Source organism: Mitsuaria sp. PDC51 (assembly GCF_900113225.1).
Lineage (GTDB): Bacteria > Pseudomonadota > Gammaproteobacteria > Burkholderiales > Burkholderiaceae_C > Roseateles.
This window is the reverse complement of record NZ_FOZE01000001.1, coordinates 854,755-868,182: the sequence shown is the minus strand read 5'-3', so window position 1 is coordinate 868,182 and position 13,428 is coordinate 854,755. Positions and strand designations below refer to the sequence as shown.

Annotated in this window: 12 protein-coding genes; 4 read left to right on the top strand and 8 right to left on the bottom strand. The window is 71.0% G+C overall.

Annotated elements, in window-relative coordinates:
• The first annotated feature begins 134 nt into the window (after positions 1-134).
• Entirely contained in the window at positions 135-1,094 is a 960-nt protein-coding gene (locus BM393_RS03840) for a hypothetical protein (RefSeq protein ID WP_141225215.1), read from the top strand.
• Between the two features lie 235 nt (positions 1,095-1,329).
• On the opposite strand, the gene BM393_RS03835 is transcribed toward BM393_RS03840, so the two are convergent.
• The 6 genes from BM393_RS03835 to BM393_RS03810 form a co-directional block, all read right to left on the bottom strand.
• Complete coding sequence (locus BM393_RS03835) at positions 1,330-2,595, bottom strand: MFS transporter (RefSeq protein WP_091722241.1); 1,266 nt, start codon at positions 2,593-2,595, stop codon at positions 1,330-1,332.
• A complete protein-coding gene (locus tag BM393_RS03830) occupies positions 2,592-4,058 on the bottom strand; it encodes a DNA recombination protein RmuC (protein WP_091722238.1) in 1,467 nt (488 codons plus the stop codon). The genes BM393_RS03835 and BM393_RS03830 overlap by 4 nt, the downstream gene beginning before the upstream one ends.
• 185 nt (positions 4,059-4,243) lie before the next feature.
• Complete coding sequence (locus BM393_RS03825; RefSeq protein WP_091722233.1) at positions 4,244-5,227, bottom strand: D-glycerate dehydrogenase; 984 nt, start codon at positions 5,225-5,227, stop codon at positions 4,244-4,246.
• Between the two features lie 91 nt (positions 5,228-5,318).
• Positions 5,319-6,050: a nitroreductase gene (locus BM393_RS03820; protein ID WP_091722229.1), complete on the bottom strand. Its 732-nt coding sequence runs from the start codon at positions 6,048-6,050 to the stop codon at positions 5,319-5,321.
• The gene (locus BM393_RS03815) at positions 6,047-6,529 is read right to left on the bottom strand and encodes a thioesterase family protein (RefSeq protein WP_091722225.1); all 483 of its coding nucleotides are present in this window, start codon (positions 6,527-6,529) and stop codon (positions 6,047-6,049) included. Before BM393_RS03815 ends, BM393_RS03820 begins: the two co-directional genes overlap by 4 nt.
• A gap of 29 nt (positions 6,530-6,558) precedes the next feature.
• Positions 6,559-7,512, bottom strand: a complete 954-nt coding sequence (locus BM393_RS03810) for a histone deacetylase (RefSeq protein ID WP_091722220.1) — start codon at positions 7,510-7,512, stop codon at positions 6,559-6,561.
• A 199-nt stretch (positions 7,513-7,711) separates the two neighbouring features.
• Between BM393_RS03810 and phaP the strand changes: the two genes are divergently transcribed.
• Entirely contained in the window at positions 7,712-8,269 is a 558-nt protein-coding gene (gene phaP / locus BM393_RS03805) for a TIGR01841 family phasin (protein WP_091722216.1), read from the top strand.
• Between the two features lie 108 nt (positions 8,270-8,377).
• Here phaP and BM393_RS03800 read toward each other — a convergent pair whose 3' ends face one another.
• On the bottom strand, positions 8,378-9,085 hold the full coding sequence (locus BM393_RS03800) for a TetR/AcrR family transcriptional regulator (RefSeq protein ID WP_091722213.1): 708 nt from the start codon (positions 9,083-9,085) through the stop codon (positions 8,378-8,380).
• A 282-nt stretch (positions 9,086-9,367) separates the two neighbouring features.
• Between BM393_RS03800 and BM393_RS03795 the strand changes: the two genes are divergently transcribed.
• Positions 9,368-9,937, top strand: a complete 570-nt coding sequence (locus BM393_RS03795; RefSeq protein ID WP_091722209.1) for a YdeI family protein — start codon at positions 9,368-9,370, stop codon at positions 9,935-9,937.
• An 18-nt stretch (positions 9,938-9,955) separates the two neighbouring features.
• Here BM393_RS03795 and BM393_RS03790 read toward each other — a convergent pair whose 3' ends face one another.
• Positions 9,956-10,936: a patatin-like phospholipase family protein gene (locus BM393_RS03790; RefSeq protein WP_091722204.1), complete on the bottom strand. Its 981-nt coding sequence runs from the start codon at positions 10,934-10,936 to the stop codon at positions 9,956-9,958.
• A gap of 83 nt (positions 10,937-11,019) precedes the next feature.
• On the opposite strand from BM393_RS03790, the gene BM393_RS03785 reads away from it, so the two are divergent.
• Positions 11,020-13,425, top strand: coding sequence for a penicillin acylase family protein (locus tag BM393_RS03785; protein ID WP_091722198.1), 2,406 nt, complete (start codon positions 11,020-11,022; stop codon positions 13,423-13,425).
• The last annotated feature ends 3 nt before the right edge of the window (positions 13,426-13,428 follow it).

Here is a 13,428-nt window from a genome sequence, read left to right as displayed (position 1 = left end):
GCCCCCGGCTTCCCAACACCGTGTGCGCGGGGCGCGCCGGCCCGACGACGCGATGCGGCCTTGTCCGACAGACCGCCCCCCGCCCCGCCCTTAAGGTGGATCAACGACCCTTCGGTCGAGCGATGGAGTTCGCCATGCGTTCCCTCCCGTCCCTCTTCCATGCCGGGCGTCCGAGGCACGGTCGCCACGGCCCCGGCCATCACGGCGTGATGTTCTGGCTGTCCCATGCGGCGCTGCTGCTGGGGCTGCTGCTGCTCGCGACGGAGGTCTCGGCGCAGCAAGGCGCGGGCCTGCGTGCCCAGTACGAGCAGCTCGCGCCGCAGTTGGCGCGCAGTCCCTTCCAGCGGCCGATCGTCCTGAGCTCGGTGAACGACACCGAACGGCCGACCGGCGAGATGCATGCCGTCGTCCAGCACAACTTCGCGACGCTGGCCGGCGCGCTGCGCGACGCCGGGGCGTGGTGCGATGTGCTCACGCTGCCGGCCAACGTCAAGCGCTGCGCGGTCGAGGACGACGCCGCACCCGGCGCGACGCTGCACATGGCGATCGGTCGCAAGTTCGACCAGCCGATCGAGGATGCCTATGCGCTCGACTTCCGCTTCCAGGTGCTGGCGGCGCAGCCGCAGTACCTGCTCGTCGAGATGAGCGCGAACAAGGGACCGATGGGGACCAGCCACTATCGGCTCACGCTGGAAGCGGTGCCGCTGGACGCCAGGCGCAGCTTCGTGCGGCTGCGGTATGCCTACATGAACAACTTCGCCGCGCGGGTGGCGACGAACGCCTATCTGGCGACCTCGGGCCGCGACAAGGTCGGCTTCACCGTGGTCGGCCGCGAGGAAGATGGTCAGCCGCGCTACGTCGGCGGGATCCAGGGCATCGCGGAACGCAACACGATGCGCTATTTCCTCGCGATCGAGTCCTATCTGGACACCCTGTCCACGCCCGCCGACCAGCGGCTGGACCGGCGCCTGCGCGATTGGTTCGCGGCGACTGAGCGCTATGCGCGCCAGCTGCATGAGCAGTCGCTCGAGGAGTATGTGGCGATGAAGCACAAGGAGGCGCGCCGGCAGGTTGCGATGGCGCCGGGCGAGTGAGGGTGCCTGTCCCGCTTGCGAGCGGGACGGCAAACGAAGCGGGCGCACTGCGTCGGCCGCTGGCCCTCACCCTACCCTCTCCCGCAAGCGGGAGAGGGAATCCTTCGGCCAACGCTGCTCTTGCGCACGCCAGCCCTCTACCGCCAGCGGGAGAGGCGTTCAGTCAACGCCGCTTTTGCGCGCACCCTCGCTCTCCCGTCAGCGGGAGAGGGAATCAGCCAACACCGCTCTTGCGTCAGCGCGTCGAGCGGCCCATCTCTCTGGCGGCGAACTGCGCACCCACCAGCACCGAGGCCATCAGCCACAGCGGCGCCGCCGCGACGCTGATCGCGGCCAGCGCGCCGAAGCCCAGCGGCATCGCCACCGTCGCGCCGTTGGACGCCAGCATTCGCAGCCCCAGCGCCTGGCCGTGTCGGTCCGGCGGCGTGACCTGGTGCATCGTGGCCAGCACCATCGGCTGCACCGCGCCAAGCGCCAGCCCCAGCACCGCCGAGCCCGCCATCAGCCCCAGCGTGCCGGGCAGCCAGGCATAGACGATCAGCGTCACGGTGGCGATGGCCATCGCCGCGCGCAGCGCCTTGACCTCGTCGATGTGATGGGCCCAGCGCACGATGGCCAGACGGACCAGCGTCGCCGCGGCGGCGAAGCTGCCCAGCACCAGGCCGATGCTCGAGGCCGACAAGCCCTTCGCGTGGCCGACGACCGGGACGACGAAGCTGTGGGCATCCCAGCACGAGGACATCGCGACGTTCACGATCAGCAGGTTGCGCAGGCCGGGGTCCTTCAGCAGGTCCCAGGCGGGTCGCGGCTTGGCGCCGGTCGCCAGCGGCGCCGGGGCCTGCCGCGGCACGCGCAGCGCCACCGCCCAGGCCGCCAGCGGCAGCAGGGTCGACAGCACCAGCGCGGCGCTGAAGCCCGCCAGGTCGATGACGATGCCGGTGATCACCGGCGCCAGCGCGTTGGACAGCGCCGGCCCCAGCGCCACCCAACTGAACACGCGCTTGAGCTGCGAGGCATCGCGGGCCATCAGGCCAGCCTCGCGCTGGATCGCGACCGCGGAGACGGCGACCGCGCCGCCACAGAGCAGGCAGCCCAGCGCCAGCAGCCACAACCAGCCCAGCAGCTGCGCGGCCAGCGCCAGCACCGCGCCGGCGAAGGCCATCGCCACGCCGATGCCGACCGGCCGATGGAAGCCGTGGCGGTCGGCCAGCCGGCCGGCCCACATCGACAGCCCCAGCGGTGCGACCGCGAACAGGCTCAGCAGCACGCCGACGAAACCACCGCCGTAGCCCTGGTGCAGCACCCACAGCGTCGCCGCGACCCGCGTCGTGGCCATGCACGCATGCACCGCCACCAGCGAGGCGATCACCGCCGCGAAGCCGACGCTCAGGCCGGTGTATCCCGCCACCGGCGGCTGCGGGATACCGATCGCGTCGGCGTTCGTGCCGACAGGCGCGGGCCCGGGCGCACGCGGGGGCGTCGAGCCGGGCCGGTCGCTCATCCGGCGGCGCCTTCCTCGTCGGGCGCGTCCGTGGCGCCGAGCTGCAGCACGCGGGACATCTGGTCCTCGGGCAGCGCCTCGACCGTCTTGAGCCGGCGCGTCATCGCGCGGGTACGGACCTCGGCGGCATCGATCGTGTTGCTCGCTTCCTCGAGCTTCTTCTTCGTCTTGGCCAGCACGTCGCCGAACTTGCCGAACTCCGTCTTCACCGCCGACAGCACCTCCCACACCTCGGCCGAGCGCTTCTCCAGCGCCAGCGTGCGGAAGCCCATCTGCAGGCTGGACAGCGTCGCCAGCAGCGTCGTCGGGCCGACCAGCATCACCTTGTGCTCGCGCTGCAGCGCCTCGCTCAGGCCGGGGCGACGCAGCGCCTCGGCATACAGGCCCTCGGTGGGCAGGAACAGCAGGGCGAAGTCGGTCGTGTGCGGCGGACCGAGGTACTTCTCGCGGATGGTCTTGGCTTCCAGCCGCAGCCGCGTCTCGATCGCCCGGCCGGCCAGTTCCGCCGCCGGCGCGTCGGCGCGCTCCTGCGCCTCCAGCAGGCGCTCGTAATCCTCGCGCGGGAACTTGGCGTCGATCGGCAGCCAGATCGGCTTGCCGTCGTCGCGCTGCCCGGGGAGCTTCAGCGCGAATTCGACGCGCCCGCCGCTGCCCGGCACCGTCTCGACGTTGGCCGCGTACTGCTCCGGCGTGAACACCTGTTCCAGCAGCGCCGCGAGCTGCACCTCGCCGAAGATCCCGCGCGTCTTGACGTTGGTCAGCACCCGGTTCAGCGAACCCACATCGCGCGCCAGCGTCTGCATCTCGCCCAGGCCCCGGTAGACCTGCTCCAGCCGCTCGGCGACCTGCTTGAAGCTCTCGCCCAGGCGCTGCTCCAGCGTCGCGTGCAGCTTCTCGTCGACGGTCGCCCGCATCTGCTCGAGCTTCTTCTCGTTGTCCTGCTGGATCGACTGCAGCCGGGCCTCCACCGTGCGACGGGTTTCCGCCAGGCCGGCCTCGTTGCGCTGGGCCAGCGCCTGCAGCTGCTCGGTCAGCACCGTGGTCGTGCGCGCGGCGGCGGCGTCCTGCGCCTCGCGCGCGGTCGCGGCCTGCTGCGCCAGCGACTGCTGCAGCTGCGCCAGCTGCACGCGGAAGGCGTCGATCTGCTCGTTCTGCGAGCGCGCCGTATCGCCGCCCTGCGTCAACAGCGCCTGCTGGAACTGGGTCAGCGTCGTCAGCGTCTCCTGACGCAGGCCGGCGTTCCCGCGGCCGACTTCCTCGCGCAGGCCGGTGTTCACGCGACCCAGCTCATCGCGCAGCGCCCGCTCCAGGCGCTCCAGGCGTTCCCCGGACTGCTGCAGCAGCGGGCCCATGGTCGCCGCCGGATCCGCGCCGGACTGTCGTCGCAGCGTCAGCCAGACGGCGATGAGGAGGATCACGATCACCCCGGAGAGGGCGAGATGCAGCAGGTCAACGAAAGTCATCGAGCGATTCTCTCAGCGCCAGCCGCCCCTCCCGCAAGCCACACCTGCGGCCGACGCAGTCCGCCACACCCAAGCCGTGGCAGGACGCCGATGGTGGGGGACGGCATGGCTTGGGGTTCAGGCGCTTGCCGCCTGCGGCCCCATGCCATGGCGGCCAGCGCGCCGTCCATCGCAGGTAGGCGCCCTCACCCCCGCAGCACTTCCGGATTCAACGCCGTCGGCGGCACCCCACCCGTGAGCGCTGCGATCAGGTTGTCGACGGCGAGGTTGCTCATCGCCCGCCGCGTCGCGATGGTGGCGCTGGCGATGTGGGGGGTGAGCACCACGTTCTCGCAGGCGAGCAGGTCGGGATGCACGGTCGGCTCCCCTTCGAACACGTCCAGGCCAGCTGCGGCGATGGTGCCGGCCTTGAGCTCCGCCGCCAGTGCCGCGTCATCCACGACCCCACCGCGCGCGATGTTGGTGAGCGTCGCCGTCTTCTTCATCAAGCGGAGCTCGCGCTCGCCGATCAGGTGGTGCGACGACGCGCTGTAGGGCACGACGATGATCAGGTGGTCGGCGCGTCGCAGCAGCTCGTCCTTTTCGACCCACTGCGCACCGAGCGGTGCTTCCTGGTCGGCCGGCAGGCGCGAGCGGTTGTGATACAGCACCGGCATGCCGAAGCCCAGGTGCCCGCGCCGCGCGATCGCCGCGCCGATGCGTCCCATGCCGAGCACGCCCAGCGTCGCGCCATGCACGTCGGCGCCGGCGAACATGGTCACCGACCATTGTTTCCACTCGCCGCGACGCAGGAAGTGTTCGCTCTCGGTGATGCGTCGCGCCGTCGCCATCATCAGCGCGAAGCCGAAGTCCGCGGTGGTTTCGGTCAGCACGTCCGGCGCGTTGGTCACGACCACGCCGCGCGCGGTGCAGGCGGCCACGTCGATGTTGTTGTAGCCCACGGCCATCGTGCAGACGGCCTTCAGTTGGGGGCAGGCGTCGAGCAGCTTCGCGTCGATCCGGTCGCCGCCGGCGATGTACGCGCCGGCCTTGCCCTGCAGGCGGCGGATCAGTTCGTCCTGGGACCAGCCCGTGTCGCTGTCGTTGGCCTCGACCTCGAAGTGAGGGCGCAGCCGGTCGACGATGTCGTCGAAGGTCTTGCGGGCCACCAGGACGCTGGGCTTGCTCATGGGCGCATCTCCGTGCAGGAAAGCGCCAACTGTAGGCCGAGGGTCCCGGGAGGCTGCACGCGGATCGCCCACCTCGGCGTCCGCGTGTCCCTCACTCGAGGAAGCGGGTGAAAGCGGCCACCGGATCGCGCTCGGTGACCAGTGTGTTCTCGATCGCCGCCGGGTCCGCGTAGCCCAGCGACATCCCGCAGACCACCTGCTGGTGGGGCGCCAGGCCCAGCTCCTCGGCGATCACGCGATGGAACTGGGTGAAGGCCGCCTGCGGGCAGGTGTGCAGGCCGCGGCCGCGCGCCGCCACCATGATGTTCTGCAGGAACATCCCGTAGTCCAGCCAGCTGCCCTGCTGCATCACCCGGTCGATGGTGAACATCAGGCCCACCGGCGCGTCGAAGAAGCGGTAGTTGCGGCCGTGTTGCTCATGCATGCGCAGCTTGTCGCCCTTGGTGATGCCCAGCAGTCCGTACAGGTCCCAGCCGACCTTGCGGCGGCGATCAATGTAGGGCGAGACCCACTCGCGCGGGTAGTAGGCGTACTCCTCGCTGTGGGTGGCCAGTTCCTCCGGGTCGTCGTAGACCGACTGGATGCGCGCCACCAGCCGGTCCTTCGCGCCACCGGTCAGCACATGGACCTGCCAGGGCTGGGTGTTGGTGCCCGAGGGCGCCCGCGCCGCCACGGCCAGCAGTTCCTCGATCAGCGCGCGCGGCACCGGCGTGGGCAGGAAGGCGCGCATCGAGTGGCGGGTCACGATGGCGGCGTCCACCGCCGCGGATTGCTCGGGCGTGGGTGGCGTGAACGGATTGGGCAGCGGGTCGGGCAGGGTCATGGCATCTCCAGCGCTCGCAGCGCTTGCTGGTAGGTGTCGGGCAGCGCGTCCACCGGGCGGCGCGTCTCCCGGTCGACATAGACGTGGACGAAGTGCCCGCGCGCGGCGCACAGCGGCTCGCCCTCGGCAAACAGGCCGATCTCGTAGCGGACGCTGGAACGACCGCGCTTCGTCACCCGCAGGCCGGCTTCCACGAGTTGCGGGAAGGCCAGCGAGGCGAAGAAGTTGCAGTGCGTCTCGATGACCAGGCCGATGACGGTGCCATGGTGCAGGTCCAGCGCGCCCTGCTCGATCAGGTAGCGGTTCACCGCCGTATCGAACAGGCTGTAGTAGACGACGTTGTTCAGATGGCCGTAGACGTCGTTGTCCATCCAGCGCGTGGGTACCGGCTGGAAGCGGGCGAAGGCCTGGCGCGGCTCGGGGGCCGGGCGTGGCTCGGGCGTGGAGGCGCCGGGGTGGTTGGCGGACATGGAGGACATGGCGGCGATTCTTCCACCGCCGCGCGGGGTCAGGTGTCGCGCGGGCTACTGTCGCGCCAGCGCGCCCAGGCCTGCGCCGCCGCGCCCAGCGTGCGCATCTGCACCTCGACGGTCACGGCCAGGTCCTCGCCGTAGCCGCCGGCCATGCTCAGCGCCACCGGGATGCGGCGCTCGACCAGCGCGTCCAGCACCATCCGGTCGCGGCGCAGCAACCCGTCGGCGCTGAGCTTGAGGCGGCCGAGCCGGTCGCCCTCGTGCGGATCGGCGCCGGCCAGGTAGAAGGCCAGCCCCGGCGGGCGGTCGGCCAGGCGCCGCCAGACCTCGGCCAGCGCGGTCTGCAGCGCGTCCAGGTAGACCGCGTCCCCGCAGGCGTCGGGCAGGCCGACATCCAGGTCGCTCGCCTCCTTGCGGAAGGGGAAGTTCTTCTCCCCGTGGACGGAGAAGGTGAACACGCTGTCGTCGTCCTGAAAGATGCTGGCCGTGCCGTTGCCCTGGTGGACGTCCAGGTCCACCACCAGCACCCGCAGGCCGGGGCGCCCCGGATGGCGGCGGTGCCACTCCGCCTGCATCAGGCGCGCGGCCACCGCCACGTCGTTGAAGACGCAGAAGCCGCTGCCCTTGTCCGCATACGCATGGTGCGTCCCGCCCGCCAGGCTGGCGGCCACGCCCTCTTCCAGGGCGGCCCGGGCCGCCGCGATCGTCGCCCCGACCGAGCACAGCGAGCGCCGCGGCAGCGCCGGCCCCCAGGGGAAGCCGATCTCGCGCTGCGCCGCCGCGCTCAGGGTGCCGTGCATCACGGCGTCGATGTAGTCCGGCGTGTGCACCAGCGCCAGCGCCTCGATCCCGGCCGCCTCGGCCACCCGCGGCCGCATCACGCCGGGCTCGCGCTCCACCCGCTCGCGCAGCATCTGGTACTTGGACTGCGGGAAGCGATGCCCGGGCGGCAGGGCCAGCGTCAAATGGTCGTAATGGAAGGCAAGCATGGTCCGGGACGCTAGCAGAGCCCGCTGTGCCGCGCCGCCGGGGCCGGTTTCCCGGATTTTGCTGCGATGCACAAAAAATGCTTGCAATCGTCGTCGAGGGTCCTATACTGAGTTCATGCTGCACCGCAACAAAGGTCAGCAACGGCGCTCAGCCTGCCGCATTTCCCCTGGCTGACATCACTCTCAAAGGAGATCTCGCATGCTGACCGCTGACCAAGTGCTCGACCAACAAAAGAACCTGCAAGCTTCCCTGTTCGGCCTGACGGCCAAGGCCTTCGAAGGCTACGAGAAGCTGGTCGAGCTGAACCTGCAGGTCGCCAAGACCGCGCTCGGCGAAGCCGCCGAAACCGCCCAGCAGGCCATCACGGTCAAGGATCCGCAGGAACTGTGGGCCCTGCAGGCCTCGCTGCTGCAACCGACCGCCGAGAAGGCCGTCGCCTACAGCCGTCACCTGTACGACATCGCCTCGTCGACCTCGTCGGAATTCGTCAAGCTGGCCGAGTCGCAAGTCGCCGACGCCCAGGTCAAGTTTGGCGCCGTCGTCGACAACGCGACCAAGAACGCCCCGGCTGGCACGGAAAATGCTGTTGCTTTGGTGAAGTCGGCGGTCGCCGCGGCCAACAACGCTTACGAAAGCCTGCACAAGGCTGCCAAGCAGGCCTCCGAGATCGCTGAATCGAATTTCAACGCCGTGACCAGCACGGCGGTGAAGGCCACCCAGAACGCCACCCGTACCGCCAAGCGCGCCACGGCCTGAGCGTTCCGAGAGTTGCCGCAACGGTTGTCTCCTCGGTACCCAAGGAAGCTTGGCTTCCCAAGTGCCCTTCAAGCCCAGCTTCATGCTGGGCTTTTTTTTGGGCGCGGATCAATCGCCTGACGACACCATCGGCGTCGTCGCGTTCGCCCCGGAAGCGAAGCGAGCGAACTGGTCCGCCACGTCGCGCAGCACGCCCTGCACGGTGAATTCGCGCAGCGCCTCGCGGTCGTACAGCGGGTAGCGCGGCAGGCCGATCACCATCATCAGGTAGCCCATGGTGCGCACCGACATCTGGTCGCAGATCAGCCGGATCGCGGTTTCATCGGGCTCGAAGCCCTCCGGCGCGCAGGCCGCCACCCGCTCCCGCATCAGGCCCAGCAGCCGGTTGTAGACCGGTTGCTGCGACTGGCCGATCTCCTCCAGCGAGCCCGTCTGGGTCAGCGACATGTAGATCATCCGGAACTGCTCCGGATGTCGCTCCCAGAAGTCCAGCAGGCAGCGGGTGTGCGCCTCCAGCACCTTGCGCGGGGCGCGCTGGTCCTTGGAGGCGTCCAGCAGCTCGTCGGTCAGCGCCTCGAAGACCTCGATCCACAGCCCGTCCAGCAGCGCCTTCTTGCTCTCGAAGTAGCTGTAGATCGCCATCGTCGAGATCCCCAGCTCCTGCGCCAGGCGCCGCATGCTCAGCGCCTCCACGCCTTCGTCCCGGTAGATCTTGCGAGCGCGCTCCAGCATCTCGCGCTTGAGCGCGGCCATCTCGGCGGGGCCGCGGCGCAGCCGGGGCCGCTCGCGGTCGGTGTGCTGATCGATGTGTGCCACGGCGTTCCTGCATCCAAAGGTTATTGTGGGCGTACGTTATCTCACGCTGGAGACCGCATCCAATCCTCGTGAACCCGCTCAGGGACGGGACCTTCGTCATTGCGTACACGTACGCAAAAAGCTGACCCCAACCCCTCCTCGCGGGCCGACGGCGACCGACGCGTCCGGCGGCGGCGGCCGCGCCCACGGCGACCGGCGCTTCCTGTCCAAGGGCAAAACGCGCGCCACGGGCACCGGCGCTGCTGCCAGGCCGAGCCCGGTACCGGGGCATACTCGCGGCCCATGGCCACCCGCACCCCGATCTTCTTCGCCAGCGCCGCCGAGTTCCGCGACTGGCTCGACCAGCACGCCGCCACGGCCACCGAGGTCGTGGTCGGCTTCCACAAGCGCGCCACCGGCGAACCCAGCCTCGCCTGGCCGGAGTCGGTCGACGAGGCGCTCTGCCACGGCTGGATCGACGGCGTGCGCACCCGCATCGACGACAAGCGCTACAAGATCCGCTTCACGCCGCGCAAGGCGGTGTCGATCTGGAGCGCGGTCAATATCGCCCGCGCCGAGGCGCTGATCCAGGAAGGTCGCATGAAGCCGGCCGGGCTGGCCGCCTTCGAGCGCCGCCAGGAGGAGCGCTCGCGGGTCTATGCGTTCGAGCAGCCCAAGGAACTGGTGGAACTGACGCCGGCCCACGAGGTCGTCTTCATGCGGCATCCGGCCGCCTGGGCCTTCTTCCAGCAGCAGCCGGACGGCTACCGCCGCACCAGCATCTGGCACATCCTCAGCGCGAAGAAGCCCGAGACCCAGCTGGCCCGGCTGAACAAGCTGATCGAGGCCAGCGCGCGCGGCGAGCGCCTCTAGACGCCCCGCTCCCGCGGATCAGCGCGTCTTCGCGGCGATCTTGCGGCGGATCTCCGGCAGCATCGCCGTCGCCACCTCGCGGCCGAGCGTGATCGCGCGGCGCCGGGTGCTGAAGTCCGAGCCGCTGAAGCCGTCCAGCTTGGGCCGCAGCACCACGTCGGCGCCCTGCAGCTCGTACTGGTTGATCGACTTGCCCATGATCGAGAAGGTCTGCAGCAGCATGCGCATCGCGTCGCCGGGGATCTTGGGATCGGGCGGCTCGCCGATGTCGACGGCGATGACCAGCTCCGCGCCCATCTGCCGGGCGAAGCGCACCGGCACCGGCGCCACCAGGCCGCCGTCGACGTACTCGCGGTTGCCGATCTTCACCGGCTGGAACACCGCCGGCACCGCGCTGGACGCCCGCACCGCGGTGCCCACGTCGCCCTGGCGGAACAGGATGGGCGAGCCGTCGCCCAGGTCGGTCGCGACGATGCCCAGCGGCAGCGGCAGCTGTTCCAGCCCGCGGTTGCCGGTCATCTGCCGGACGTAGCGCGCCAGCGCCTCGCCGCGGATCAGGCCGCGCATCGGGAAGGTCCAGTCGGTGATCGCGCCCTCGTCCATCGCCTCGGCGACGGTCTGCAGCTCCTTGCCGCTGCACCCGGCCGCGTAGAGCGCCCCCACCAGGCTGCCGGCCGAGGTGCCGCAGACCAGGTCGACCTTGATGCCGTTTTCCTCCAGCACCTGGATCACGCCGATGTGGGCGAAACCGCGCGCGGCGCCGCCACCCAGCGCCAGGCCCAGGCGCGGGGGCTTGGGCACCGGCTTGGGCGTGACGGGCGTGGGCAGCTCGGGGTCGGGCGTGGTCACCACCGGCGTCGGCGCGCTGGTGGGCGACAGCGTCGTGCAGCCGCCCAGCGCGCCCAGGCCGGCGGCACCGGCGGCGAGCAGCCAGCGGCGACGGGACGGCTCGGGCGGCAGGCCGGCGGATTTGGTAGGGTCGCGGTCGTCTCGGAACATGGCGCGGGATTCTAGGGAAACGCTGTAGCGATCCTGTTGCCAGGCGCACGCACAATCCCGGCCCGCAAGCGGAGAGCCCATCGATGAATGACAAGAGCGCCAAGGACAGCCACCGCCGACCCGGCGCGCCCCGACGCTGGCTGGTGCGGGCCCTGATCGGGCTGCCGCTGCTGCTGATCGCGCTGGCGCTCGGCGTCTGGACCAGCGTGCGCGCCAGCCTGCCGCAGCTCGACGGCGACGCCGCGATCCCCGGCCTGAGCGCGCCGGTGAGCCTGGGCCGCGACGCGCTCGGCACGCTCGTCGTCGAGGGCCGCACGCGGCTGGACGTGGCGCGCGGGCTGGGCTTCGCCCATGCGCAGGAACGCTTCTTCGAGATGGATCTGACGCGCCGCTCGGCCGCCGGCGAGCTGTCCGCGCTGTTCGGGGACAAGGCGCTGGAGCGCGATCGCACGCGGCGCGTGCATCGGCTGCGGGCGCGGCTGACCGACCGCTTCGAGCAGCTCTCCGGCGAGGACCGGCTGCTGCTGCTGGCCTACACCGAGGGCGTCAACGCCGGGCTGCATGCGCTGCCGATGCGGCCCTGGCCCTACCTGCTGCTGCGCGCGCGGCCGCAGGACTGGACGCCGGTGGACTCGCTGCTGGTGATCGCGGAGATGTACTTCATGCTGCAGGGGACCAGCTTCGAGGCCGGCTTCGAGCGCGCGGTGCTGCGCGAGCGCGCCGGCGACGCGGTCTTCGACTGGCTCAGCCCGCGGGGCGGCCGCTGGGACGCGGCGCTCGACGGCAGCCAGCTGGCGCCGCCGCCGATGCCGACGCCCGAGCAGTTGGACCTGCGTCGCGCTCCAGCGCCCGAGGCGCCGGCCAGCGCATCCGTCCCCGGTCCCGCGGCCTCGCCGGCGAGCGCCCGCGCGGAGCCGCCGGTGCTGGGCAGCAACAACTGGGCGGTCGCCGGTTCGCGCTCGACGCACGGCGGCGCGATCCTGGCCGACGACATGCACCTGGGCCTGGGCGTGCCGGCCATCTGGTACCGCGCGCAGTTCCAGATCGGCAGCGGCGCGAACGGCCTGCGCGCCGCCGGCGTGACGCTGCCGGGCCTGCCGGCGATGGTCGTCGGCAGCAACGGCGCGGTGGCCTGGGGCTTCACGAATGCCTACGGCCAGTGGTTCGACTGGGTCGAGGTGCCGGCCGACGCCAAGACCTCGACGCACACCGAGACCCTGGAAGTCCACGGCGGTCCCGCGGTGACGATGACGGTCAGCGAGATCGACGGCGCGCCGATCGTGACCACCGACGGCGACCGCCGCTTCGCGCTGCACTGGGTCGCGCATCAGGGCGCGGCCTACAACCTCGAGCTGGACCGGATGCTGCGGATGCGCCATGTCAGCGACGCGCTGGCGCTGGCGCAGCGCGCCGGCATGCCGCACCAGAACCTGATCGCCGCCGACCGCGACGGCCAGATCGGCTGGACCATCGCCGGTCGGTTGTGGGCGCAGCCAGGGCTGCCGGACGCCTTCGGGCGCTTCGTCGCGCCGGGTGCGATGCGCCGCGAGTGGCTCGATCCGGACCGGGCGCCACAGGTGCTCTCGCCGGCGCAAGGCCAGCTGTGGACCGCCAACAACCGCCAGCTGGATGGCGCGCCCGGCGAGTTGCTCGGCGACGGCGGCTTCGATCTCGGCGCCCGCGCGCAGCAGATCCGCGACCGGCTCTCCGCGCGCGACAAGCACGACGAAGCCTCGATCGGCGCGATCCATCACGACGACGAGGCGCGCTTCATGAAGACCTGGGCGGCTCGGCTGCTGGCGGTGGCGCGCAGCGATGCCGCGACCCATCCGACGCACCGCGCGTTCGTGCAGCTGCTCGAGAACTGGAACGGGCGCGCCGACGCGGACTCGGCTGCCTACCGCCTGGTGCGCCAGGCACGGCTGCGGGTGCTCGATACCTTGTGGGACGACTGGACGCTGCCCGCGCTGGGCGATCGGCAGCTCGACCCGAAGCGCCGCATCCGCTGGCGCAACCAGTTCGAGTACAGCGCGGCGCGCGCGCTCGACGAGCGTCCCGTGCACCTGCTGCCGGCGGCCTACGCGAGCTGGGATGCGTTGCTGCTGGCGCAGCTGGACGCCGCGGCCCGCGAGGTCGCGCCGGACGGCAACCTCGGCGGCGCCACCTGGGGCGCGCAGAACGCCAGTCGCATCCAGCATCCGCTGGCCAAGGCGATCCCGGCGCTGTCGCGCTGGCTGGACATGCCGTCGGTGCCGCAGTCGGGCGACAGCAACCTGCCGCATGTGGCCGGGCCGGCCTTCGGGCAGTCGGAGCGGCTGGTCGTCTCGCCGGGCCGCGAGGAACAAGGCTGGTTGTCGATGGCGGGCGGGCAGAGCGGCCATCCGATGTCGCCGTTCTACGGCGCGGGGCACCAGGACTGGGTCGAGGGCAAGCCCACGCCGCTGTTGGCGGGCCCGGTGATCCATCGCATCACGGCGCACCGGGACTGAGCA

Bases quoted from the DNA above. Each gene is read 5' to 3' on its own strand.
- BM393_RS03840 (WP_141225215.1), top strand. From the start codon at position 135: ATGCGTTCCCTCCCGTCCCTCTTCCATGCCGGGCGTCCGAGGCACGGT.
- BM393_RS03835 (WP_091722241.1), bottom strand. From the start codon at position 2,595: ATGAGCGACCGGCCCGGCTCGACGCCCCCGCGTGCGCCCGGGCCCGCG.
- BM393_RS03830 (WP_091722238.1), bottom strand. From the start codon at position 4,058: ATGACTTTCGTTGACCTGCTGCATCTCGCCCTCTCCGGGGTGATCGTG.
- BM393_RS03825 (WP_091722233.1), bottom strand. From the start codon at position 5,227: ATGAGCAAGCCCAGCGTCCTGGTGGCCCGCAAGACCTTCGACGACATC.
- BM393_RS03820 (WP_091722229.1), bottom strand. From the start codon at position 6,050: ATGACCCTGCCCGACCCGCTGCCCAATCCGTTCACGCCACCCACGCCC.
- BM393_RS03815 (WP_091722225.1), bottom strand. From the start codon at position 6,529: ATGTCCTCCATGTCCGCCAACCACCCCGGCGCCTCCACGCCCGAGCCA.
- BM393_RS03810 (WP_091722220.1), bottom strand. From the start codon at position 7,512: ATGCTTGCCTTCCATTACGACCATTTGACGCTGGCCCTGCCGCCCGGG.
- phaP (WP_091722216.1), top strand. From the start codon at position 7,712: ATGCTGACCGCTGACCAAGTGCTCGACCAACAAAAGAACCTGCAAGCT.
- BM393_RS03795 (WP_091722209.1), top strand. From the start codon at position 9,368: ATGGCCACCCGCACCCCGATCTTCTTCGCCAGCGCCGCCGAGTTCCGC.
- BM393_RS03790 (WP_091722204.1), bottom strand. From the start codon at position 10,936: ATGTTCCGAGACGACCGCGACCCTACCAAATCCGCCGGCCTGCCGCCC.
- BM393_RS03785 (WP_091722198.1), top strand. From the start codon at position 11,020: ATGAATGACAAGAGCGCCAAGGACAGCCACCGCCGACCCGGCGCGCCC.